Here is a 22,492-nt window from a genome sequence, read left to right on the forward strand (position 1 = left end):
CTGTTGGCGACGCAATACAAAGTTGCAGCACATGGCGTTGTTTGCGTCAGCCGCCTTGCCTAACCGCATTCCGTGGCTAGGTTCAAAGTATGCGAGCCGTTCTGATATCACTGATCCTTAGCACGCCTGCCTTTGCGTGGGATGCAACCGTTGGTCAAATTTGTACGCTTTCGCACGAGACTGACGCAGCGAAAATATTTCTCACCTACGACCCGTCTAAACCGCTTTATTCAATCACCGTGACCCAAACGAACTCTGTTTGGAAACAAGCCCCGTGGTTTGCAATGCGTTTTGAAGGCTCGTCACCGATCGAGATTTCTACATCGCACCATGTTCTTTCCAACGGCGCAACGTCTTTGACCGTCACGAATACGGGCTTCGGAAACGTGCTTGATGGGTTGGAGTACAACCAAATAGCCTACGCATTCACGCAGGATCATGTGGCCACATTCTCGCTGGTCGGCGCTGCTGACCCAGTGCGGGTTTTTCGCGAATGTGCGGGAGCTCAACTATCCTAAGTCATCCGGAACGCAACCATCCCTGACATAGATTTCATCGCGTTTTCACGGCAATGTGGACAAAGTGAGCAAATCTCAATCGGTTTGAACCCGAGCGAGTTTTTCTCGCTCACGTCAGCGTTCACCCCTTATCCCAATGGGCAATCACATCATACCCAACCGGTGTCGGCGGCCCTTCCATGAACTCGGCGAAATGGCCCCACAGTTCGGCCACTTTCGGGGCATTCGCGTTCGAGGTCGCCTCGCTCTCGACCACCGAGATCACATAGCCCGAGCCGTCTTCGTTCATCACATTGGTAAAGCTATGCATGCCGGGCATGCCCATGATTTCTGACTTCAATGCGTTCATTTTCGCCGTCGCGGCCTCGCGCGTGCCTGACTTCATTTTGAATTGAGTAATACGTGCAAACATGACTTTCCTCCCTCGTCTGGCGAAATTGCCGTAGGGCGCGATCAAAGAAATCCCGCCGCGCAGAAGGTAGCATGGCAGGCACAAATCTCGTATTGATACTTACGATTTCAGCACATTTTCAACCACGCGCCTTACCCGAGCATGCTGACTGACACTCCAAAGTTGCAACCCAGCGCATAGAACTGAGATGTTGCGGGGCTAGCGCGTAGGTTAAACGCCCAACTCCGCCCGTACCTTCTTGGTCAGCTTCGCCACCACCAGATCATAAGACGTCACGATATGCTCGCGCAGCGAGGCGTCGCTCATCCCGCGTTCCTCATAGACCTGCAACCACTTCATCCCGCGTGAGGCCAGATAGGGCGCCGGGCGGATGCCGGGGACGTCGCTCAGGACCTCAAACGCCAGATCGGTGGCTTTGAAGGTAACGGCGTCGCGCCCCTCGTGCCAGCCGCAGATCGCAAACACCTTGCCGCCCACTTTCCACACATCCGCATTGCCCCATTGCACCACATGGGTTGTGGCTTTGAGATTGGCGCAGAACGCGTTGAATTCGTCTCGGGTCATCGCCATTGCCTGGAAAACTAGGGTCGCAGAAATTTGGCACTGCCGACGGAGCGCTCGGCCGGTTGAGCCACTTGCGGGGTTTCGGTCACGGCCGGGGTGGTAAGACGCGGGGCCGAACCGCACGCTACGCCATCCCCGTCAGGGTCGTTTCGCAGGTGATAACCCGGCTCACCAGCGTAGTACGGGCCGGGGATCACTTTGACTGCCGTCGCGCATCCAACCATCGCGATTAGGTGTAGCATAGCCTCTTCCTGCTCGAACTCCGAGGTGCGCAGGTAGACGCCCAGCGCAATCCCCGTAGTCGTTACTGGCAGCATGAGGACCATCAACAAGATGCGAACGGGCGACAAAGCCCGTTTACGCAGTGCCTCGGCGCGTCGAACACGTGCCGGAGCCTTGGGATCGGTAAAAAGCGAGCGCGACTCGGATTCGTTCGTCGACATGGCCAAAGACTAACGCCGGTTTATGTCAAAACCGAGGCCCAAAAGATGGTGGCCAGAGTGATGGGAACAGAAATCCGCGCCGCTAACGGACGACATGGACCGCGCAGGACGCGTGCCGGACCACATGGTTGGCCGTCGATCCCAACAGAAGGTCCTGCATCCCCGGACGATGCGACGCCATGATGATCAGGTCGGGCTTATGTTCTTCGGACCAATCCAGAATGGTGCGCCCGGAATGCCCTTCGACAACCACACCTTTGGCATTGGGAAGTTTGGCGGCCAAGCTGTCCAATTCGGTTTGCAGAGCCTTGCGGGCTTCGCGCAGATATTCGGGCGGCATATAGGAAATCGCGTAGTTCGGGATATGCTCGACCACATGCAGCAGCGTGACCTGTGCATCCGGGGTTGCCAACACCTTGGCCAGTTTCAGCGGGCCGGAAATATCCCGCTCTGCATCAAAGGAAATCGGGACCAGAATATTGTGATACATGACGCGCACCTCCGTTCATTTCGCGGTCAGGATGCGCCAATTCGCAAGGCACGGCTTTGATTTAGGTCACGATCCGCTAAAAGTTTCGGCAACATCGTACATCACCGGTTCAAAGCTTTTGCACAGCTCGTTGATCTTGCGATTCCGGTCGCGCATTTCCGGGGTGCGCAGCATCGCCAGAAAATCCTCGCGCCGTTCCCATTGCGAGTAATTGGCGATCCGCGTCTGAGCGTCATTGACATGCAGCCCCGCCGCCACAAAGCCGGGCTGCTTCGAGATGAAATCGGCATAGGCGTCAGTCAGCGCCTCAAGCAGGTCTTGACAGGTACCGGGCGTCATCTCGAAGGTCGTGATCACGGTTTGGACGCTGGTGTTCTTGGCAATGTTCGGCATCTGGAATCTCCTGTTATTGAGCCCAGCCTAGCATAGGATTTCCAAAGGTCCCGCCTTTGTTGGCGAATTCAGCACTTTGCCACGGCTGCGGGAATTCGTCATTTCACTAACGATCCGTTAACCATGCTGACCGATGCTGCGCCCATGTACCGGGCTCTTTACCTTTTGTTCATTATCCTGTTGGCCTCGCCTGCGTGGTCGGGCGCATGGTTGCGCGGCAAGGATTCCGCTTTTACGGCGGCGTCGGTGACGGTGTTCAAGGAACCCGACCAGGGGTATGACTATGCATCCGCGCTTTATGCCGAATGGGGTGCTCGGGACAATCTGACAATTGGGTTCGATTTTGAAGAGAACCGAGACCTCTACGGTCATGCGACCGTCTTTGCCCGCATCCCGGTTGCCGATTTACAGCAAAAGGGGCGGTTTGCCGCAGAGTTCGGGGTTGGTGTGCATCACCGCTATCGTGGAGCATGGGCGCTGTACAAGGCAACCCTGTCCTATGGAAAGGGGTACTCGACCGGATGGGGCAATGGCTGGGTGGCCCTGGACGCATCATTGGAATACCGCACCCACGACGCGCTCTATCGCAAACTGGACCTGACAACAGGCCTGAATTCAGCGCGGCTGATCAACCCTTTGCTTCAGGTCGAGACCGCTTATCGCAGCGGAAGCTCTCTGTTCTGGCGGGTCCGGCCGTCGGCCATGATCCGGTGGCAGGACAGCCCGACAACCTGGGTACTGGGGCTGGAGCGGAAAGATGCCCGCAATGACACGGGCATCAAACTGGCAATCTGGTCCGAGTTCTGACGCCGCCGCTCAGCGCTCCATTCGGATGATGGTCGAGACTGATCCGCGCAAGGATTGCGCCCAGCGCAGGTTAATAACGTCCTTCCCGCTGCCCTGTTCCAGCTCCACATAAGGTGTGTCGTGGATAGTCCCGCCAAAAGCGTTCTTCAATGGACCCAACACCGTAACCGCGTCACACCCGCGGGCTTTTCCGCCAAATGGAAGACGCGCTTGCGACCCAATACTCCAGACCGACGAATTCGAGCTTTGCGCGTGAACCAGACGCAGCGGGTTTTCAACCTTGGCCGAGATGCCATGAAACGTGTTGTCCCTGAAACTCACGTTCAGATGCGCGAAATGGTTGAAATCCGCGAAAGTCGTATCCACCCGCTCGGCTCGGTCGATCGCGCCGTTGATGGAGCGAAATTTGTTCCCAGCAACAACGACACCATTCAGGAAATGGCCAGGCCCGTGCGGCCGAATGACAATATTGCTGAACCAGGGTGCGACCTCGTTACAATAGAATATATTGTCGGTTATGGTCATCGCGCTGAACGAAAATCCCGCCGTGTACGCCGGATTGGCGTCCCGCTCATTAGTCCACTGCAAAAAGCAATTATCGACATAGTTCTCGGAAATGGTCGAGCTGTTATAGGTCCCGATCATAACCAACCCGGCGCTGCGCACGCCCTGAGCAATGCTGTCGCCCTGGAAGAAGTGGTTGCCCAGCACCAGGTTGTTCGTCCCACCCAGAACGGCAAAATGCAGGAACCTGACAGCACGATTGTGGCGCAGTTTGATATCATTCGCTGTCGCGTTCAGGGCGATGGATCTGCGATCCGAGACGTTGAAAGACTCCTCAGCCGACAGGAACTGGCAATTGTCGATCAACATCCCCTGACAGCCGGTACCGATTGAAGTAATCCCGCGATCCTTCGGACGGCTGACAAAGCAGTTGGTAATCGCAAATGTACTGCCAGACGGTGCCAGACGAATGCCGCTGCATCGACCGTTGCACTGGAACTCGATCTCTTCCATGCCAAATTTGCGCAGGGTGCTGAAACCCATGAAATCCAGCAAGTACTTGAACGAAAAAAACGAGAACGACTGCGTGCCCGCCGCATCATAAATCGGGGCGTTCAGAGTGATTTCGCCCGCACCAACATTCTTGGACCGCACGTAAATCTCGCGCCCGACACCATTGCCACCTACCAAGGACCCAACTGGAATATTCGCAACATTGGCGACATTGGTCAGCCGAGTCGGATCGGATGGGTTGTAGGTTGCGACCGAAGTGAAGGTCTCGGTATCCCAGGCTGCATTGTCTTTGACATCGAACTGGCCATTGCGAATGACGCGACGGGTGGAGAAACCACTCTGCCGGTTCGGAACGGCTGCGGCCATTTCAATCGGGCCGTTTACCGATATCTTGCGTCCACCCATGTCCAGGGATTCATGGTCCGCATTGTTCAACAGCGCCTGAAATGCCTTTTTAAATGCCAACTCCTCATCCCCGAACGCGGTGATATAAGCTGGCAGGTCGAAATTCTTGGTCAACAGCAGCATCTTATCGTCAGGCATCGTGACGGTGCCCTCAAACTCGATCTCGGACGCGATGGTGGTATTTTCAGTCAGCAGGTAAGTGCCTTCAGACACAAAAACCCGGCGTCCACCCGCAGCCTGGTCCGCCGCGACAAAGGCGGACGTGTCATCTGCAACCCCATCACCGACCGCGCCAAAATCGCGTACATCCACAAGGCTAATCATGTCGCGCAGAAAAACACCGGTCACATCCGTGATCTCGATATCATCCACCCGCACGATCGAGCCATTCGCTCCGATCAGATCAAGTCCGAAATGGCCATAAATCGCGGTCACGCCCCAGGGCATATCCACGCCGGTGCGCTGCCCCGCCCCGACAATCGCGGTGATTTCATGGACGGCGCCATAGCCCGACAGTTGGGTTGCGGGGCCTTGCTCGATCACCCCATCCAAATGTGTCTCACCCGCGCCACCAGCCCAGGCCGCGATCCGAACCTCGGGCAAAGGCCCGCTGATTGCCTTCACCCGCGCCTTGATCTGAAGATAGCACCCCGGCTGCAACGGGGTCTGCCCCATATAACGCAGCTTTTGCGTGGCGCTGACTTTGAGGATTTCAAGGCAGCCGCCGAAATCCGCATCCGCCGGAACAAAAGCGCCGGTGCCCGAGCCTTCATAGGTCGGCGAGCCGGGCGTTCCGTCGCCGCTGGACCAGACGTTCAGGCCGTTTGCAAAAGCAGGCGGCATGAACACGATGCCGTCGGTGATTGCCTTATTCATAGAAATCCCTTTCCCAATCGCACCCATCAGCGCGCATTAACCCAGGGCTCGGGGCCACCCCGAGCGCAAAAGCCTGAGTACAGAAAGGGTGTTAATCGCTACTCATGTCACCGTGACGGTGGTGTTGCGTCACGCCGCGGGGTCCGAGTTGCCCAGCAACTGCACGCCATTGATCTTCCAGCCATTTTCTAACTGAATCATCTGATAATCCAGAATATGAGTTTGTCCGGCACCATCAACGATCAGTACCTTTTGCCACAGCGCGCCCGCGATCTCGCGCAGTTCCAGAAACCGAATATCAGCGGGTCGCCAGACCATAGGATAGCCGTTGCGCACCATGTTCCCGAAATTCTCGGGCGTGCGGAAAATGCTCTGGATGTTGGGGCTTGCAAAGGTAAAGGCGGTGGCGAAATCATCCGCTTTGAACGCCTGTATCTGCGCCGCGATATTGGCTTCGATCTCGGTGCTTTGGGCAAATGCACCCGTGGCCAAACCGGCACTCAACGAAAGGGCAAGCAAGATACGACGCATGGGGCTACCTCCTTTGGCAAGGGTAGCCCCACATCATGTCAGGTCAAATCAGGCCAGCTCTCCGGTCAAAGCCTTGTCGATCAGCGCAATCGTTTCGGGCACACCGTAAAGGGCAATAAACCCACCAAAGCGCGGCCCTTGCGAGGCCCCCAGCAGAACCTCGTAGAGCGCTGTGAACCATCCGCGCATCGGGTCGAATCGCTCGCGCCCGATGGAGTAAACCACTGATTGCAGCGCCTCGTCCTCAAGCGGACCATCATAGGCTTGCAACGCGGCCTTCAACGCTTCCAGTGCCTCACGTTCCTGATCAGTCGGCGCGCGGTGCTGTCGGGTGGGTTTGACGAAATCGTTGAAGTAGCGCACCGCAAAGCCCGCCGCCTGATCCAGATCGGGATGCGTTTCTGCGGTCGCCTCGGGCGCATAGCGGCGGATGAAACCCCACAGCGCTTCTTTGTCCTCGGCACCAGACACTGATGCAAGGTTCAGTAGCATCGCAAACGGCACCATAAGCGTGGATGCAGGCACGTCACCGCCATGGATATGCCAGACCGGGTTGTTCAACTGCGCCTTCAATTCCTGCCCCGGATAGGCGCGCAATTGCTGGTGATACTCATCCACCGCCTTGGGAATGACGTCAAAGTACAGACGCTTGGCTGTTTTGGGCTTTTGGTACATGAAATACGACAGGCTTTCCGGCGCGGCATAGGTCAGCCACTCTTCCATCGACAAACCATTGCCCTTGGACTTCGAGATCTTCTGCCCCTGCTCATCATTGAACAACTCATAGCTGAGCGCTTCGGGCGGCTGCTTGCCCAGCGCCCGGCAGATTTTCGACGATTGCGTGACGGAGTCGATCAGGTCTTTGCCGGACATCTCATAATCCACGCCCAGCGCGGCCCAACGCATGGCCCAGTCGGGCTTCCACTGCATCTTGACGTTGCCGCCCGTAACCGGGATTTCGACCCTTTCGCCATCAGGCTCCTGATAAACAATCGTGCCCTTAGCCACGTTGCGTTCAAGCGTCGGCACCTGCAGCACATGACCGGTTTTCGGGCTGATCGGCAGGAAGCAGGAATAAGTCTCGCGCCGCTCGGGCCCGAGGGTCGGCAGCATGATTTCCTGAATCTTGTCGAAGCGCTCCAGCGCGATCAGCAGCGCCTCATCAAACTTGCCGCTGGTGTAGTAATCGGTGGCCGAGGCAAATTCATACTCGAACCCAAAACTATCCAAAAAATCGCACAGCATCGCATTGTTGTGCTGCGCGAAGCCTTCATGCGTGCCAAACGGGTCGCGCACCTTGGTCAGCGGCAGATGCAGGTCTTCTTTCAGTTCGTCCTGCATCGGCACATTGGTCGGAACCTTGCGAAAGCCGTCCATATCATCCGAAAAGCAGATCAGCTTGGTCGGAATATCGCTGATCTGTTCAAACGCATGCCGTACCATCGAGGTCCGCGCGACCTCGCCAAAGGTGCCGATATGCGGCAGGCCCGACGGGCCATAGCCGGTCTGGAACAGAACATATCCCTTTTCCGGCGCACCTTGTCTGTAGCGTTTTAGGACCCGGCGCGCCTCTTCGAAAGGCCAGGCCTTGGACGACATCGCGGTTTCACGCAGTTCAGACATGTTCTCAGGTGCTCCATCGGGAAATACAGCGCCGGACGCCCTTTGCGACCCGACCGACCCCTCCTATTGTGCCGGTGCAGCATGAGTCAATAAAGCGCGCTGTTTTTCTGAGCGGAAACCCCGGTTGCGGTTTATTCGGCTGCCGTCACTTTCGGCGGGAACTTGTTCGGCAGCAAACCCATTCGCTGCGCCTGATGCACATCGGCCAGCAGATCCCGATCGGCAGCGGCAAACAGCTCTTCGGGATCGTCCAGCACGAAATACCCCATCTGATGCATGTCGATCCGATACGGCGTACGCAAGATCGTCATCACGTCGAACGGGTCCCGGTCGGGTATGTCACTTTCCACGGCATAAACCAGCTCTGTAGGTGAAGACGCCAGCCCCGAGCCCAGCGCCTTGATCTGTCCGCCCTGTCGGCGCAATCCGAATTCAATCGAAAACCAATAGAGGCGTATCAGCCACGCATAGTCCTTGCCCCCCGCCTGCACCCCAGCCTTGCCGATTGCATGGCTGAAAGCCGCAAAACGTGGGTCGCTCAGTAAGGGCGTGTGGCCGAAGATTTCGTGAAAGATGTCGGGTTCTTCAATATAGTCAAAATCCTCGCGCGACCGGATGAACGAAGCTGCAGGAAAAACTCGATCCGCCAGCATACCAAAGAAGGTCTTGAACCCGATCAGCGCCGGAACCGGTTGAACCCGCCACCCGGTCAGGTCCAGAAGACGCTCGGATATATCCGCGCAGGACGGCACGTGGGTCTTGGGCATCTCCAACCGATTCAACCCGTCCAGATATTCCCGCGCCATGTAGCGCTGCACATTTTCCTGCTGCGCTGCATAAAGGTCCGCCCAAACCGCATCCTCCTCGGCGGTATAGGCAATATGGCCGCGCGCGTCGGCCTGCTTGGCCACGTATTTGGTGGATTTGGGCATGGAACGTCCTCCTTGATAGAATTTTAGCCCTTACTCGTGGTAAAATTGACTTAATAGCATGAGAAATTGCTGGATTTTTGGCCCAAACATTTCAATAATGTGCTGATTATGACCCAAACCATTCAACCTGCTGACATCGCTATCCTGCAAGAGCTTCAGTCAGACGGACGTCTGTCCATGCAAGAGCTTGCCGACCGGACCGGGCTGTCGGCCTCGCAATGCTGGCGGCGCGTGAGGGATCTTGAGGCAACGGGTGTCGTCTCCGGTTATGCCGCGCGGGTGCCCGCAAAATCGGTGGGGCTGAATGCGATCGCCTACGTTCACATCGCGTTGAAAGACCACCAAGAGGACAGCATCGCGTCCTTCCTGCGTCTGGTTGAGACCGAAGCCCAGATCGTCGAATGCGCCTCGATCACCGGGGATCACGATTTCATCTTGAAGGTCTACGCGCGCACCCCCGAGGACCTTGAACATTTCATCATGCAACGCCTGTTGAAATCCGGCCTTGTCCGCGACACACGCAGCAATTTCGTGCTGCGCCAGACCAAAACGCGTGGGCCGTTGCCCATCTTGTGACGCTTTGGCCGCCGAAATCCGTTGAACCCGATCCCGGTCCCTCCTATCGTGCGCGTTCAGAACAGCTCTATCAGGACCACGCCATGACCGATCAAGTGCCTCACCCGATGTCTCCGCAGGATTGCCTTGTTGCGATCATGGTGGCGATCTCAGCATCGGACGAAACCATTCGCACGGCTGAACTGGTTAAAATCGAAGCCGCTGTGAACATGCTGCCGGTCTTTGCCGAGTATGACATCGACCGCACCCGCCGAGTCTCGCAGATCGTGTTCGACCTGTTCGAACAAGAGGACGGGCTGGATGCGCTGTTTGGTCTGATCCGGGAAAACCTGCCCGAGCGGCTGAACGAAACCGCATATGCCCTGGCTTGCGACGTGGCCGCTGCGGACGGATCCCTGGCCGAGACGGAACTGCGCCTGCTAGAAGAAATCCGTTACGAACTAAACGTCGACCGCCTGCACGCCGCTGCAATTGAACGCGGCGCACGGGCACGTCACACCACCTGATCCTAGCTGCCGCTCAGCGTTCCCCAACGTGCGATCAAAGCGCGCTGCAACCTGCGCGACCGCGCATTCCAACTGCGTGCGCCCGCCGGGCGCTCCCGGTTCGCGCGCGGGATTGTGGCCCGGTGGTCGACATCAGCTGTGAAGATAGCAAAGGCCAGTTCGGACCCGTCTGGCGTGGTGATGAAACCTCCCAAACCCGAGACGAAATTCAACGTCCCTGTCTTGGCGTCCACCTTGATCGGGTGGTCTTTGACGGGTCTTCCCTGACTGTCCAACAACCTGAAATTCTTCAATAAAGGCCGCAGCGCTCCGGCTTTCTGCGCTGCGATCAACGCCTTGACCAGATCACCCGGCGCGACCCGAGACGCATCCCCCAGCCCCGAATGATCAACCATCTCAATGCCGTTGACCCCATATGCCTCGGCGGCCCAGCGATTCATTTCGTCGGCCGAGTCTTGCAGGGTGTGCAGATCGGCACCACGCGCCTTGGACGCCGTCATGCCCACCAATTCCGCCGTCACATTGGTCGAATATTTCAGCATTCCCCGCAAAATATTGTCCAGCGTGTCACTATAATGCGTGACCAGCAAACTGCCCTGTGGCGCTTGGTTCGCAACCTGCACGCGGTCTAGCACAATCCCGTTCGACCGCGCCAATGTCCGAAACACATCCCCGGCGTAGAGCGCCGGTTTGCGTACCGGCAACCACCGGGCGCCACCTTTGCCCAGCGCCCCGCGGGCAACGGTCCAGCGATCTTGCCGCGCGCTTGGTTCATAGGTGTAGATCGGGGCTTTCCTGCTTTCGACCCGCATAGTTGCCACATCTACAGCTGGCTTGTAGCGCGCGCTTCGGGCATCCATCGTCACGGTATAATCCGTGCCCTCGCGCTTCCATTCAAAGTGAACCCTGTTGAAGTTCAATGCAATCCCGCTCAGCGCCGGGCTGTATCCCAGATGATCCGGCTGACCGGCGTCAATGCTGAACACATAGGGCAACGCCCCGTCATAGACCTTGAACGCACCGCGCACCTCGGTGATCCCGGCCTCTCGCAAATTGGCCGCCATTGTGGCCAGCGCATCCGTATCCAGCAGCGGGTCACCGCCGCCGACCAGAATAAGATCTCCGTTCAGAATGCCATTCTCGACCGGCCCATTCGCGATCAGTTTGGTTTCAAAGCGATAGTCTGACCCCAGTACGTCCAGCGCATAAAGCGCGGTCAGAGCTTTCGCCACACTGGCCGGAGGCAACCCGAGATCTCCGCCCACCGCCTCTAACTCGACACCGGTCTTGACGTCGGCCACGGCAAAAGCCACTTCGCCCCGCAGCCCCGCCGATTGGATCAGCCGTTCGGCCCCGTTTTTCTGTGGCCCTCGGATCTGAGGCCGCAACGAAACCAAGGGCGCATCCGCCAGCGCAATGCCGGGGACCACAACCGCCCCAAGGCCTGCAAGAAAACCACGTCGTGAAAAGCGATCAGCCATGGGTCGATAAAATCCCAGAGGGTTCAGGCAAACAACCAGTCAAAAAGGATTATGTGCGCACGAAGGTTATTCCGGCAACACCCCATTCGCCCAGATGCCGCGATTGCGAAGATCAGTTGAACTGACGTCAACCATCGGTGTGTTGACAAAACACCATGCCGGGGCCTCGGCCCGCCCCAGCAAATGCCGCGCCTGCCCGTCGATCCTGTAGCTGGAATAGACCCGTGCCGCCGGTGACATTCGGGCCGAGATGCGATCTCCCGGCCGCGCGACCACGCCCACCGGGATGCTGTCCATGATCAACCGCCAGTCTTTCCAGCGATGAAACTGCGCCAGATTGTCAGCCCCCATGAGCCACACGAACCTGACCCTCGGGTATAACCTGCGCAGCGCCGCCAACGTATCCGCGGTCGCGCGCGTCCCCGTCAGAGCTTCGATATCCGTCACCTCGACCCTGGGATGCTGCATCACATCCCGCGCCGCCTGCACCCGCTGGGACATGGGTGCAGGCCCGCGCTCCTTCAACGGATTTCCCGGAGATACTAGCCACCACACGCGATCCAACCCAAAGGCCTTCATCGCCTCACGCGTGACATGCACATGGCCCTGATGCGGCGGATCAAATGATCCCCCGAACAGCCCGATCACCTGACCGGGCCGCGCATATGGTATCGCGTAACGCTCCATACCCTGCTGATGTTCAGAACTGGGACGGCTTGTCAATCAACCGGCTGCACGACATCGCCCAACTTGACCCGTCCGGGTTTGACGACCTCGGCACACCACCCCCCATGGCCGCGCACGGCGGAATAGCCACCTTTGCCAAATGCCTCCTCCATCCGGCTGCACGGCGCGCAGATGACGGTAAAACGAAGAATGGCCTCACCAACCTGTACCTCACGCCCCTTGAGAGCGGCCAGATTGATCCCTGAAACAACCAGATTGCGCCGCAGGATTTCGGGCGCAACCGGCCCCTGCCCAAGATAGGATCCTATCGCCGCCAGATGCTCCTGCTGCATCAGCGTCACGGCACGCTTGCCGGCACCTGCGCGGTCGCCTTTCAAGCCGTCGGCGGAGATCGTAACCGCATCGACCGGTTGAACCTCGACCCTGCGATCAGGGCGCAGACCAATCCATTCCAGCCGACCCGGCTTGGCCCATCCTGCAATCAATTCCGCCAAATCCGCCATGCCTCCCCCTTTGCTACGTTTGGACATCTACCGCCGCCCATCCAAATGCAAAATCACAAAACCACCAGCTTGCCCCGCCCGCCCGGCTTGGATATCAAGCGGGCCAACCCAATTTCCCCGACCCAGAGGACGCGACATGGCCGCCTATCAATATGTCTACCACATGCAGGGTGTCTCAAAGACCTATCCCGGTGGCAAGAAGTGCTTTGAAAACATCCACCTGAGCTTTCTGCCCGGTGTGAAAATCGGTGTTGTGGGCGTCAACGGCGCGGGTAAGTCGACCCTGATGAAAATCATGGCCGGTCTCGACAAGGATTTCACCGGCGAGGCCTGGGCGGCCGAAGGTGCCAAAGTCGGTTACCTTCCGCAGGAACCAAAGCTGGACGAAACCCTGACCGTGCGCGAAAACGTCATGCTGGGCGTGGCGGAAAAGAAGGCGATCCTCGACCGCTATAATGAACTGGCCATGAACTACTCGGACGAAACTGCCGAGGAAATGGCCAAGCTTCAGGACGAAATCGACAGCCAGAACCTCTGGGATCTGGACAGCCAGATCGACGTCTCGATGGAGGCGCTGCGCTGCCCGCCGGACGATGCCAACATCGCCAACCTTTCGGGTGGTGAGAAACGCCGCGTGGCGCTCTGCAAGCTGCTGCTGGAAGCGCCCGACATGCTGCTGCTTGACGAACCGACCAACCACCTGGACGCCGAGACCATCGCTTGGCTGCAACAGCACCTGATCGACTACAAGGGCACCATCCTGATCGTCACCCACGACCGCTATTTCCTGGATGACATCACCGGCTGGATCCTCGAACTCGACCGCGGTCGCGGTATCCCCTACGAGGGCAACTATTCCTCGTGGCTGGAACAAAAGGCCAAACGGCTGGAGCAGGAAGCGCGCGAGGACAAGTCCAAGCAGAAGACCCTACAGCGCGAATTGGAATGGATGCGTCAGGGCCAAAAGGCCCGTCAGGCCAAATCCAAGGCCCGGATCAACGCTTATAACGAGCTGGCTGAGCAGTCCGAGCGCGAAAAACTGACCCGCGCCCAGATCGTCATCCCCAACGGTCAGCGCCTTGGCGGCAAGGTGATTGAGGTCGAGGGCCTGTCGAAGCACATGGGCGACAAGCAACTGATCGAAGGGCTGGACTTCGCCCTGCCCCCCGGCGGCATTGTGGGCGTCATCGGCCCCAACGGTGCCGGTAAATCGACCCTGTTCAAAATGCTCACCGGTCAGGAACAGCCCGACAGCGGCACCATCACGCTGGGTGATACGGTCGAGCTGTCCTATGTCGACCAGTCCCGCGACGACCTGAAAGACAACGACACCGTCTGGGAGGCGATCACCGGCGGCGCCGAGATCATCCAGCTGGGCGATGCTCAGGTCAATTCCCGCGCCTATTGCTCGTCCTTCAATTTCAAGGGCGGTGACCAGCAGAAGAAAGTCTCGCTGCTATCCGGTGGTGAGCGCAACCGCGTCCACATGGCGCGTCTGCTGAAAGAGGGCGGCAACGTCCTGCTGCTCGACGAACCAACCAACGACCTCGACGTCGAAACCTTGCGCGCGCTGGAAGACGCTTTGGTCGATTTCGCCGGCTGCGCCGTTGTGATTTCGCACGACCGCTTTTTCCTCGACCGCATCTGCACGCATATTCTGGCCTTCGAAGGCGACGCCCATGTGGAGTGGTTTGAGGGCAACTTCGAGGATTACGAAGAGGACAAAAAGCGCCGTCTGGGACCGGACGCGCTGGAGCCTAAGCGCTTGAAGCATAAGAAGTTTGCCCGGTGAGAACCCGAACTTTCAAACGTGTGTTCCAATCGCTGTTTCAGGCGATTGGACGCATTGCACCGTTTGGAAAGACATCGGACCGCGACCATTGCGTCATAGTCGCAAGCAACGGTCGATCCGGAAGTACCGTGACTTATCTTGCTCTTAGCAAGGCACTTAGAAAAAGAAACCCTTCAGCGGCAGAACGCTCGGCCTTCGTTGCTCGTCTCAGGGACGCCGAATTCAAAGCGCCGTTCGTCTACAAAACCCATGATTTCCCGCAGGCGTTGTTGAAGTGGCCAGCCGATACCAGAGTGATCTTTTGCTTCGGTTCCACCAAAGATTCGGCCTTTTCTGTCTATTCGGCAAAAGAACGGTATGGGGAAGAATGGATCCGGCAGCATTTTTATCACCTTCATGCGACTGGCGAATACTGCGATCTGTTTCAGCGGGATATTCTGCAACAAGCCAAGCAGATAAAAGAATGGGCCGTATTTGAGGACGTCCCCGTTTTATGTGTTCACTATGATGCGATATGGGATCATCAAAGCGACATATCGGAATTTACCGGCCTGAAAATGAAGCTTCCGAAACGTGAACAGCGCGCGCCCAAAGAGATTCCGACTGAACTCAGGTCGGCGGCAAGCCATGTTTACGATTCGATTGATGAAATTGTCGAAGAACTGCCAAGGTGTTTTATAGCATCACCCAAATACGCTGATATTGTCGCCAAGCTTCCGGTTTAGGTGCAAAGCGGAAGGCCAGCGCAAACCCGCTAGCTCGGGCGATCGATGACGCCCCTATTCGCTTGCTTTTGAAAGTTCCGAGTAAGAACCTGCTGAGGTTTAAAGGTATTTGTTGGGAAGGGTAAGCAAGTGACGCGTGATTCAGGGGTTTGGTTTAGCCGGATGATGTCCGTCTCTACATTGATGAAGCCGTTCACATCAGATCAGATCAGGCTTTGAGCGATTTACCGACTGCCGGTGCAATTGCAAAAAACAACTACGCAGGGATCGCCCAACCTCCTGATGCGTTTCCAGATATGGTTTTTGGAATTTATCGGGACCAAAAGCTAAAGGCGCAACCGGATATTTTCAGTGGGACGTACGGTCCTGTTGTTTCCCGCGCGGTTGCAGATGTTCTTCGGGAAGCGGACCTTGGGAAGACGCAGCTTTACCCATTGAAACTTTGCCAACACGACCGTGTGAGGCCGGTAGAGGGGGAGTATTTTACTCTGGCATCGGGGGAGCAGAAAACGGCATTTGTTCCGGAGCAATAGAACAGAGTCAAACCGTTGGGGAATAAACCTGACACTTGGATTAAACGGGGTCTGAAGCCTGCTGATTTCGATTTCGTTGTGTCGGACGTCGCCTTGGGTGGGCCGGATTTGTGGATTGATCCCCTCTTGCACCGAAGCCTTTTCCTCAGCGACCGTCGAGTCAAAGCGCTGAGGGCCGCAAAGCTCACACGCCGCTTCGGCCTGAGCAAATGCAAGGTTATCCCAGCCTAGACCATTTCAGCGACAAGACTGCCGTCTCGGGTCGAGAATAAGACAAAAGCGCCTGCAATGCAGACGTTTTCCGGTGTGTTTCGGGATTTGAAAGTCAAGATTTCCACGCAAACGTCTTATGCTTCAACCGCTTGGGCCTGAACGCGCCCGATCCCAGACGGTGCTTTTTGACCTTTTCGCAATCCTGAAGTTGCCCTCGAACCATTCTCGTCGCGGTTTGTACCGATTGCGGTACACAAGGACGATCACCCTTGCCACATCCCCACACCAATGCCATATCCAAAGGGCTAACGTTTTTCTATTTCGACCTACTGTCTCCTTTTTCGGCGCTCAGTCATTCGATCCAGACTACGACGCCAGGCTGCCGCAAATCCGTGGGCAGCACCAAACAGGAGAATACGGATATGCCCGCAGGCACCGTTAAATGGTTCAACACCACCAAAGGCTACGGCTTCATCGCACCCGAAGATGGCGGCAAAGACATCTTCGTTCATATCTCGGCTGTCGAACGCTCGGGCCTGACCGGTCTGGCAGATAACCAGAAAGTCACCTACGAGCTTCGCTCGGGTCGTGACGGCCGCGAAAGCGCCGACAATATCGAGCTGGCGTAAGCCGGTCCAAGGGCAGGGGTATCCCCTGCCCTTTTGCCAAGCTGCGCTGCGTTTTCAGCGCAACATCACATTTCAGTTACTCTTCGCCTCCGCTTGACCGGATCAGCTATCATCCCGACACTATGGTGATGATTTTCCTGTTGTATTGAAGAGACCCGATATGTTCACACGCCGCACGTTCCTGACGGCCGCCGCCGCGACAAGCCTTGTTCCGCAAGCGGCGTCTGCCAAGACGAAGACAGCCGAATACGACCCCACGCCGCAATATGTGCGGATCAAGAAAGAATTCCTGCCGGGGCAGTTGCTGGTCGTTCCCCGCTCATTCTACCTGTATTTCGTGACCGAGCCGCGCAAGGCTATCCGCTATGGCTGCGGGGTTGGTCGGGCCGGGCTGGAATTCACCGGCACCGCCACGATCGACGTCAAGAAAGAGTGGCCCACCTGGCGCCCAACGGACGAGATGATCGAGCGCGAGCCCATCACCTATGCCCGCTTCAAGGATAACGACTATGTCCAGCCGGGCGGTGGCGACAATCCATTGGGCGCCCGCGCGCTGTATTTGTTCCAAAACGGCGTAGACACTTATTTCCGCATTCACGGCACGACGCAGCCTAGCACCATCGGAACCGCCGCCTCGAATGGCTGCATTCGAATGTTGAACGCCCATGTCATCGACCTGTACGCGCGGGTGCCGATAGGAACCGTCGTGACTGTGATCTGATTAGTCCGACGCTGCTTGGACCAGTTCCACCACATAGGGGCCGATTTCGGCGACGATCAAAGCCACGCCCTGGGCGTTGGGGTGGATGCCATCGGGTTGCATATATGTGCGGGCTGCATCGGGATCGCCGTCTCGGGTCAGGCCGGCGAAAAAACTGGGCGCATAGCCGGATTGGTACCCAGCGGCCAGTTCGGGATAGATCGCATCGAAGGCCGCTTTGTAGTCGGGCCCGTAATTTCCCGGTGCCTGCATCCCAACCAACAACACATCCACCTCTGACGCACGCGCGGCTCGCATGATTTGCTCAAGATTGGCCCGCGACACAGCCGGATCGATCCCACGTAACAAGTCGTTCCCGCCCAAAGCCACGATCATGCCATCCACATCCGGCGTCAGCGTCCAGTGAACCCGCGCCGCGCCGCCGGCGGTGGTATCCCCTGAAACTCCGGCATTGATCAGGCGCACATCCACGCCCTGATCCTGTAACCAACGTTCCAGCTGAGGCACAAACCCGTCCTGGGCGGGCAGCCCGTAACCCTGTGTCAGCGAATCCCCCAATGCAGCAATCACGACCTGTTCGGCTGTGGCTGCAAAGCCGCAAACCATAAACAGGCCTGACACCAAAGCCTTGCGCAATATCCGAACCGCTCCATATCCCAAAAGAACGCCTCCGTGTGGATTGACCTATGACGACACCTGTTCTTTCTCTCCAAGATGCGGCTTTGTCGCTGAATGGCAATGCCGGACGGGTGGAAATCCTGCACGGCATAACTCTATCGGTTCAAAAGGGCGAGACTCTGGGCCTTGTTGGCCCGTCTGGGTCCGGCAAATCCTCATTGTTGATGCTGATGGGCGGGTTAGAGCGTGCGACTGGCGGCAAGATCGAAGCTCTGGGGCGGGACCTGACTGATTTGGACGAAGACAACCTCGCCCGGTTTCGACGCGATGCGATGGGCGTCGTGTTCCAGAATTTCCACCTGATCCCCACGATGACAGCGCTTGAGAATGTCGCCACGCCGCTGGAATTGGCTGGGCACCGGGACGCGTTTGACCGGGCTGAACGTGAACTGGATGCGGTCGGCCTGTCGCATCGGCGCGATCACTATCCTGCGCAGCTTTCGGGGGGTGAGCAGCAGCGCGTGGCACTTGCGCGTGCATCGGCTCCGCGCCCGCAGATCCTGCTGGCGGACGAGCCAACAGGGAATTTGGATGAAACCAACGGGGCCGCGATTGTTGATCTGCTGTTCGACCTGCGCGACCGTCACGGCGCAACTTTGGTTCTGGTCACGCACAGTCACAGCCTTGCGCGCAGATGCGACCGGGTTGTCCGCTTGCGCGATGGGCGCATTGCAGAAGATATCCAGAAAGAGGCCGCGGAATGAGCCTGCGCCTCGCCGGGCGTCTGGCGCGGCGCGAATTGCGCGGAGGGCTGCGTGGCTTCCGCGTGTTTCTGGCCTGCCTCGCCCTTGGTGTTGCTGCCATCGCCGCTGTCGGGTCCGTGCGTCAGGCCATCCAGACCGGACTAGCGCAAGAGGGCGCCGCATTGCTGGGCGGCAACGCCCAGTTGGAATTTACCTATCGCTTTGCCACCGAAGCCGAGCGTGACTGGATGGGCCAAGTGGCCTCTGCCGTCTCAGAAGTTGTCGATTTCCGATCAATGGCCGTCGCGCGGCAAGGCGATACCCCTGAGCGTGCGTTGACGCAGGTCAAGGCCGTGGACGTGGCCTATCCTCTTGTGGGAACGCCGGTGCTGGACCCCGATATACCCCTACCCTCCGCACTTGACGGGGCTGACGATCTGCCGGGGGCCGTCATGGACCCTTCACTGATCGACCGGTTGGGTCTATCTGTCGGAGATCGGTTTTCTCTGGGCACGCAGGAGTTTCTGCTGACCGCCGCGCTGATCCATGAACCGGATGGGGCTGCGGATGGATTCGGTCTGGGTCCGCGTACTTTGGTACGCACGCGGGATTTGCAGGCGTCTGGCCTGCTGGCACCGGGCACCCTGTATTCGACCAAATACCGGCTGGATCTACCGCAATCGGCAGACCTTGCAGAACTGGCATTGCAGGCAAACACAACGTTCGACGGCACTGGAATGCGCTGGACGGACGCACGAAACGGCGCGCCGGGGATCGCCGAATTCGTCTCGCGTCTCAGTGCCTTTCTGGTCCTGGTCGGGCTTTCGGGTCTGGCCGTGGGCGGCATCGGCGTATCGGCTGCTGTATCTGCATTCCTCGCCCAAAAGACCGAGACAATCGCAACCCTGCGCACACTGGGCGCAGACCGCGCAACGATCTTTCAGACCTATCTGATCCAGATCGGCATTCTCTCGGGCATAGGTGTCCTGCTTGGCATCGCCCTGGGTGGGCTGGTCCCGCTGGCGCTCGCTCCTCTGATCGAGGCCCAGCTTCCCATCCCAGCCGTCTTTTCGCTGTATCCAGAACCGCTGGCCGAGGCTGCGCTCTATGGTGTTCTGACCGCCTTTCTGTTTACCCTCTGGCCTTTGGCCCGTACCGAAGAGGTACGCGCCGCCACCTTGTTTCGGGACGCGCTGTCGTCGGCCCGCGCCCTGCCTCGCCCGCGCTACATCGTTGCCACCGGGGTGGGGCTGGCGCTGCTGATCGCGTCGGCGGCGTGGTTCAGCGGGTCTGCCCGCCTGACGCTCTGGACAGGCGGAGGGCTGGTTGGCGCGCTGATCCTTCTCTCGGTCGCGGCGATGGTAATTCGTAAACTGGCCCGATACGGTGCCCGTCCAGCGCGTGGATACCCGGCGCTGAGGTGGGCCTTTTCCGCCATTTCCGACCCGCGCGAGGGTGCGTCTTCGGTTGTGTTGTCGCTGGGTCTGGGCCTGTCCGTTCTGGCCGCCGTTGGGCAAATCGACGGCACCCTGCGCAATGCAATATCCGGCAATCTGCCAGACGTCGCGCCCTCGTATTTCTTCGTCGACATTCAGAAGGACCAAATGTCCGGCTTTTCCGAACGTCTTGAAACCGACCCTGCCGTCACCCGCGTCGAAAGCGCGCCGATGCTGCGTGGCATCCTCACGCAGATCAACGGCCAACCGGCTCGTGACGTCGCCGGGGACCACTGGGTTCTGGACGGCGACCGTGGCGTAACCTATTCCGCAGCACCCCCGCAAAACACCCGCGTCACCGCCGGAGAATGGTGGGCAGATGACTATTCCGGTACCCCGCAAGTCAGCTTTGCCGCTGAAGAAGCGCAAGAGATGGGCCTGAAACTGGGCGACACCCTGACGGTCAATATTCTGGGGCGCGACATCACCGCTGAACTGACCTCACTGCGCGAGGTTGATTTCTCGACGGCGGGGATTGGGTTCATCATGTCCATGAACCCATCGGCCCTTGCCGGAGCCCCGCACAGCTTTATTGCCACTGTCTATGCCGAAGAGCCCGCCGAAGCCGCAATCCAACGCGATCTGGCTGAGCAATTTCCCAACATTACTGCTATTCGCGTCCGCGACGCCATCGACCGAATCTCGGGGCTGTTGGCAGGGTTGGCTGCAGCCACATCTTATGGCGCAGGTGTATCGCTGCTGACCGGCTTCCTTGTCCTAATCGGCGCAGCCGCCGCAGGAGAGCCCGCCCGCAGGCGTGAAGCAGCGATTCTGAAAACACTGGGCGCAGACCGCGGTCGCATCCTGCTGAGTTTTGCCCTGCGCGCTGCCCTACTCGGCGCCGCTGCGGGCGCGGTGGCCCTGCTCACCGGCATATTGGGCGGATGGGCAGTGGCGACCTATATCTTCGACACCGATTTCAGCATCATCTGGGGTTCGGCGCTGGGAATTATTGTCGCCGGCCTCCTCGTGACTCTCGGTGCAGGCCTGTTCTTTGCACTGCGCCCGCTGGCGGTTCGACCGGCCCGCATCCTGCGGGCCAGCGACTGAACTTACCGAACGCAAGCAACCGGCTGCAAGATTTGCAGCAACTGGTCGTTGTCACAAACCAAAGCATCCAACGTGATGTCATCCAGCGACGCATAGAAAACCTCGGCCGCATCCTGCAGCGCAAGGCGCAACCGGCAGGCATCGGTCAAGGGGCAGGTATTGTCCGCATCCGCAAAGCACTCGGCCAGCGGCAGGTTGCCCTCGACATGACGAAACACCGACCCGATGCGAATCTGCTCGGCAGGGCGCGCCAGGGTCATGCCGCCATTTCGGCCTCGCTGTGTGCTGAGATAGTCCAGCTGACTCAGTTGATTGATCACCTGCGCCAGATGGTTCTCCGAGATATTGCACACTTCGGCAATCTCGGATTTGGTCACAAGCCGGTCCTGATGTGCAGCGCAATACATCAGCAAGCGCACCGCGATATTCGTCCGTTTGGTAATGCGCATGATCGCCTCCCAAATTTCAAGATGCGACCTTATTGCATGTCCGGCTAAAAAGCGGTTTGACATACATCAATCGGCGGAAAAGGACGCGGCACAGATGGCAGACCCCTATTTCTTTGGCTACGGTAGCTTGGTGAACCTTGCTACCCACGATTTCCCCGATCCCCGCCCTGCGAAACTAAAAGGCTGGCGCCGCTCTTGGAGACATACAAACCTGCGCCCGGTGGCCTTTCTGACAGCCATCCCCGACCCCGATTGCGAGATTGAGGGGATGATCGCCCATGTCCCGAAAAACGACTGGGCGGCGCTGGATGAACGCGAATGGGCCTATGATCGCATCCCGGCAACTCAGGCTGTGTCACATACGCTGACCCACGACGTCGACATCGCCGTCTATGCCGTCCCACATGGCCGCCACACCGAGCCCACGAACCACCACCCCTTGGTACTCAGCTATATCGACGTTGTCGTGCAGGGCTATCTGCGCGCCTATGGCGAGGCCGGGGCAGATCGCTTCTTTGCCACCACTGACGGCTGGGAGGCTCCGATCCTGAATGACCGCGCCGAGCCCCGCTATCCGCGACACCAGCAGTTGAAACCGCACGAGACTGAATTCGTGGACTCCCGCCTGCAACAGTTGGCTGCGAACATCGTCCATACCTCATAGCAAAAGGCCGAGGTCAAACCCCGGCCCTTCTTCTGTTCAAAAATTCCTCCGCCGCAGGGTGAGTGGCGTCCGGGAAACTGTCCGATAGGCAGTTT

The 22,492-nt window shown here is 58.3% G+C and carries 25 protein-coding genes and 1 pseudogene; 12 read left to right on the forward strand and 14 right to left on the reverse strand.

The features are described 5' to 3' along the window. Positions 1-89 precede the first annotated feature (89 nt). A complete protein-coding gene (locus tag ACR0C5_RS07825) occupies positions 90-518 on the forward strand; it encodes a hypothetical protein (protein ID WP_480505800.1) in 429 nt (142 codons plus the stop codon). 121 nt (positions 519-639) lie between these two features. On the opposite strand, the gene ACR0C5_RS07830 is transcribed toward ACR0C5_RS07825, so the two are convergent. From ACR0C5_RS07830 to ACR0C5_RS07850, 5 genes are all read right to left on the reverse strand, one after another. Then, a complete protein-coding gene (locus tag ACR0C5_RS07830; protein ID WP_480875776.1) occupies positions 640-930 on the reverse strand; it encodes a hypothetical protein in 291 nt (96 codons plus the stop codon). 210 nt (positions 931-1,140) lie between these two features. Next, the gene (locus ACR0C5_RS07835; protein ID WP_170772383.1) at positions 1,141-1,494 is read right to left on the reverse strand and encodes an MmcQ/YjbR family DNA-binding protein; all 354 of its coding nucleotides are present in this window, start codon (positions 1,492-1,494) and stop codon (positions 1,141-1,143) included. A 17-nt stretch (positions 1,495-1,511) separates the two neighbouring features. Next, positions 1,512-1,937 (reverse strand): excalibur calcium-binding domain-containing protein, encoded by a 426-nt coding sequence (locus ACR0C5_RS07840; protein WP_170789783.1) that lies wholly within the window; start codon positions 1,935-1,937, stop codon positions 1,512-1,514. An 82-nt stretch (positions 1,938-2,019) separates the two neighbouring features. Beyond that, the gene (locus ACR0C5_RS07845) at positions 2,020-2,427 is read right to left on the reverse strand and encodes a universal stress protein (RefSeq protein ID WP_170772387.1); all 408 of its coding nucleotides are present in this window, start codon (positions 2,425-2,427) and stop codon (positions 2,020-2,022) included. Between the two features lie 66 nt (positions 2,428-2,493). After that, positions 2,494-2,820, reverse strand: a complete 327-nt coding sequence (locus ACR0C5_RS07850) for an antibiotic biosynthesis monooxygenase family protein (RefSeq protein ID WP_170772389.1) — start codon at positions 2,818-2,820, stop codon at positions 2,494-2,496. 123 nt (positions 2,821-2,943) lie between these two features. Between ACR0C5_RS07850 and ACR0C5_RS07855 the strand changes: the two genes are divergently transcribed. Continuing rightward, positions 2,944-3,627, forward strand: coding sequence for a hypothetical protein (locus ACR0C5_RS07855; RefSeq protein WP_237217996.1), 684 nt, complete (start codon positions 2,944-2,946; stop codon positions 3,625-3,627). Between the two features lie 9 nt (positions 3,628-3,636). On the opposite strand, the gene ACR0C5_RS07860 is transcribed toward ACR0C5_RS07855, so the two are convergent. From ACR0C5_RS07860 to phhA, 4 genes and pseudogenes are all read right to left on the reverse strand, one after another. Further along, on the reverse strand, positions 3,637-5,925 hold the full coding sequence (locus ACR0C5_RS07860; RefSeq protein WP_480875782.1) for a glycosyl hydrolase family 28-related protein: 2,289 nt from the start codon (positions 5,923-5,925) through the stop codon (positions 3,637-3,639). A gap of 129 nt (positions 5,926-6,054) precedes the next feature. Further along, positions 6,055-6,456, reverse strand: coding sequence for a DUF4864 domain-containing protein (locus tag ACR0C5_RS07865; RefSeq protein ID WP_170772393.1), 402 nt, complete (start codon positions 6,454-6,456; stop codon positions 6,055-6,057). Positions 6,457-6,504: 48 nt separating this feature from the next. Continuing rightward, positions 6,505-8,079, reverse strand: a complete 1,575-nt coding sequence (locus ACR0C5_RS07870) for a lysine--tRNA ligase (RefSeq protein WP_480875786.1) — start codon at positions 8,077-8,079, stop codon at positions 6,505-6,507. Between the two features lie 131 nt (positions 8,080-8,210). After that, positions 8,211-9,017 (reverse strand): annotated as a pseudogene (gene phhA / locus ACR0C5_RS07875) (phenylalanine 4-monooxygenase); the annotation flags it as partial. A 102-nt stretch (positions 9,018-9,119) separates the two neighbouring features. On the opposite strand from phhA, the gene ACR0C5_RS07880 reads away from it, so the two are divergent. After that, positions 9,120-9,587 carry an Lrp/AsnC family transcriptional regulator gene (locus ACR0C5_RS07880; protein ID WP_480875789.1) on the forward strand — a complete coding sequence of 156 codons (468 nt, stop codon included), beginning with the start codon at positions 9,120-9,122 and terminating at the stop codon, positions 9,585-9,587. A gap of 83 nt (positions 9,588-9,670) precedes the next feature. Further along, positions 9,671-10,093 (forward strand): tellurite resistance TerB family protein, encoded by a 423-nt coding sequence (locus ACR0C5_RS07885; protein WP_170772402.1) that lies wholly within the window; start codon positions 9,671-9,673, stop codon positions 10,091-10,093. Between the two features lie 2 nt (positions 10,094-10,095). Here the strand turns inward: ACR0C5_RS07885 and dacB are convergent, their stop codons facing one another. From dacB to ACR0C5_RS07900, 3 genes are all read right to left on the reverse strand, one after another. Beyond that, positions 10,096-11,574: a D-alanyl-D-alanine carboxypeptidase/D-alanyl-D-alanine endopeptidase gene (gene dacB / locus ACR0C5_RS07890; protein ID WP_480875793.1), complete on the reverse strand. Its 1,479-nt coding sequence runs from the start codon at positions 11,572-11,574 to the stop codon at positions 10,096-10,098. Between the two features lie 66 nt (positions 11,575-11,640). Beyond that, positions 11,641-12,261, reverse strand: coding sequence for a nicotinate-nucleotide adenylyltransferase (locus ACR0C5_RS07895; RefSeq protein WP_480876216.1), 621 nt, complete (start codon positions 12,259-12,261; stop codon positions 11,641-11,643). A 32-nt stretch (positions 12,262-12,293) separates the two neighbouring features. Next, the gene (locus tag ACR0C5_RS07900; protein WP_480875795.1) at positions 12,294-12,764 is read right to left on the reverse strand and encodes an MOSC domain-containing protein; all 471 of its coding nucleotides are present in this window, start codon (positions 12,762-12,764) and stop codon (positions 12,294-12,296) included. A gap of 136 nt (positions 12,765-12,900) precedes the next feature. Between ACR0C5_RS07900 and ettA the strand changes: the two genes are divergently transcribed. The 5 genes from ettA (at position 12,901) to ACR0C5_RS07925 (ending at position 17,377) form a co-directional block, all read left to right on the forward strand. After that, positions 12,901-14,556: an energy-dependent translational throttle protein EttA gene (ettA, locus tag ACR0C5_RS07905; RefSeq protein WP_480875797.1), complete on the forward strand. Its 1,656-nt coding sequence runs from the start codon at positions 12,901-12,903 to the stop codon at positions 14,554-14,556. A gap of 128 nt (positions 14,557-14,684) precedes the next feature. Then, the gene (locus ACR0C5_RS07910) at positions 14,685-15,281 is read left to right on the forward strand and encodes a hypothetical protein (RefSeq protein ID WP_170789774.1); all 597 of its coding nucleotides are present in this window, start codon (positions 14,685-14,687) and stop codon (positions 15,279-15,281) included. A gap of 215 nt (positions 15,282-15,496) precedes the next feature. Continuing rightward, positions 15,497-15,814 (forward strand): hypothetical protein, encoded by a 318-nt coding sequence (locus tag ACR0C5_RS07915; protein ID WP_480875800.1) that lies wholly within the window; start codon positions 15,497-15,499, stop codon positions 15,812-15,814. 635 nt (positions 15,815-16,449) lie between these two features. Beyond that, positions 16,450-16,656, forward strand: coding sequence for a cold-shock protein (locus ACR0C5_RS07920; protein ID WP_170378838.1), 207 nt, complete (start codon positions 16,450-16,452; stop codon positions 16,654-16,656). 160 nt (positions 16,657-16,816) lie between these two features. Beyond that, complete coding sequence (locus ACR0C5_RS07925; RefSeq protein ID WP_480875804.1) at positions 16,817-17,377, forward strand: L,D-transpeptidase; 561 nt, start codon at positions 16,817-16,819, stop codon at positions 17,375-17,377. On the opposite strand, the gene ACR0C5_RS07930 is transcribed toward ACR0C5_RS07925, so the two are convergent. Further along, complete coding sequence (locus tag ACR0C5_RS07930) at positions 17,378-18,013, reverse strand: arylesterase (RefSeq protein ID WP_480876217.1); 636 nt, start codon at positions 18,011-18,013, stop codon at positions 17,378-17,380. 50 nt (positions 18,014-18,063) lie between these two features. On the opposite strand from ACR0C5_RS07930, the gene ACR0C5_RS07935 reads away from it, so the two are divergent. Together ACR0C5_RS07935 and ACR0C5_RS07940 are read left to right on the forward strand one after the other, a co-directional pair. Next, positions 18,064-18,759: an ABC transporter ATP-binding protein gene (locus ACR0C5_RS07935; RefSeq protein WP_480875807.1), complete on the forward strand. Its 696-nt coding sequence runs from the start codon at positions 18,064-18,066 to the stop codon at positions 18,757-18,759. After that, positions 18,756-21,284, forward strand: a complete 2,529-nt coding sequence (locus ACR0C5_RS07940; protein ID WP_480875810.1) for an ABC transporter permease — start codon at positions 18,756-18,758, stop codon at positions 21,282-21,284. The genes ACR0C5_RS07935 and ACR0C5_RS07940 overlap by 4 nt, the downstream gene beginning before the upstream one ends. Before the next feature lie 2 nt (positions 21,285-21,286). Here the strand turns inward: ACR0C5_RS07940 and ACR0C5_RS07945 are convergent, their stop codons facing one another. Further along, positions 21,287-21,733: an RrF2 family transcriptional regulator gene (locus ACR0C5_RS07945; protein WP_170772425.1), complete on the reverse strand. Its 447-nt coding sequence runs from the start codon at positions 21,731-21,733 to the stop codon at positions 21,287-21,289. Between the two features lie 94 nt (positions 21,734-21,827). Between ACR0C5_RS07945 and ACR0C5_RS07950 the strand changes: the two genes are divergently transcribed. Continuing rightward, positions 21,828-22,397, forward strand: coding sequence for a gamma-glutamylcyclotransferase family protein (locus ACR0C5_RS07950; RefSeq protein ID WP_480875813.1), 570 nt, complete (start codon positions 21,828-21,830; stop codon positions 22,395-22,397). Positions 22,398-22,492 lie beyond the last annotated feature (95 nt).

It is taken from the genome of Ruegeria sp. N8 (assembly GCF_056531325.1).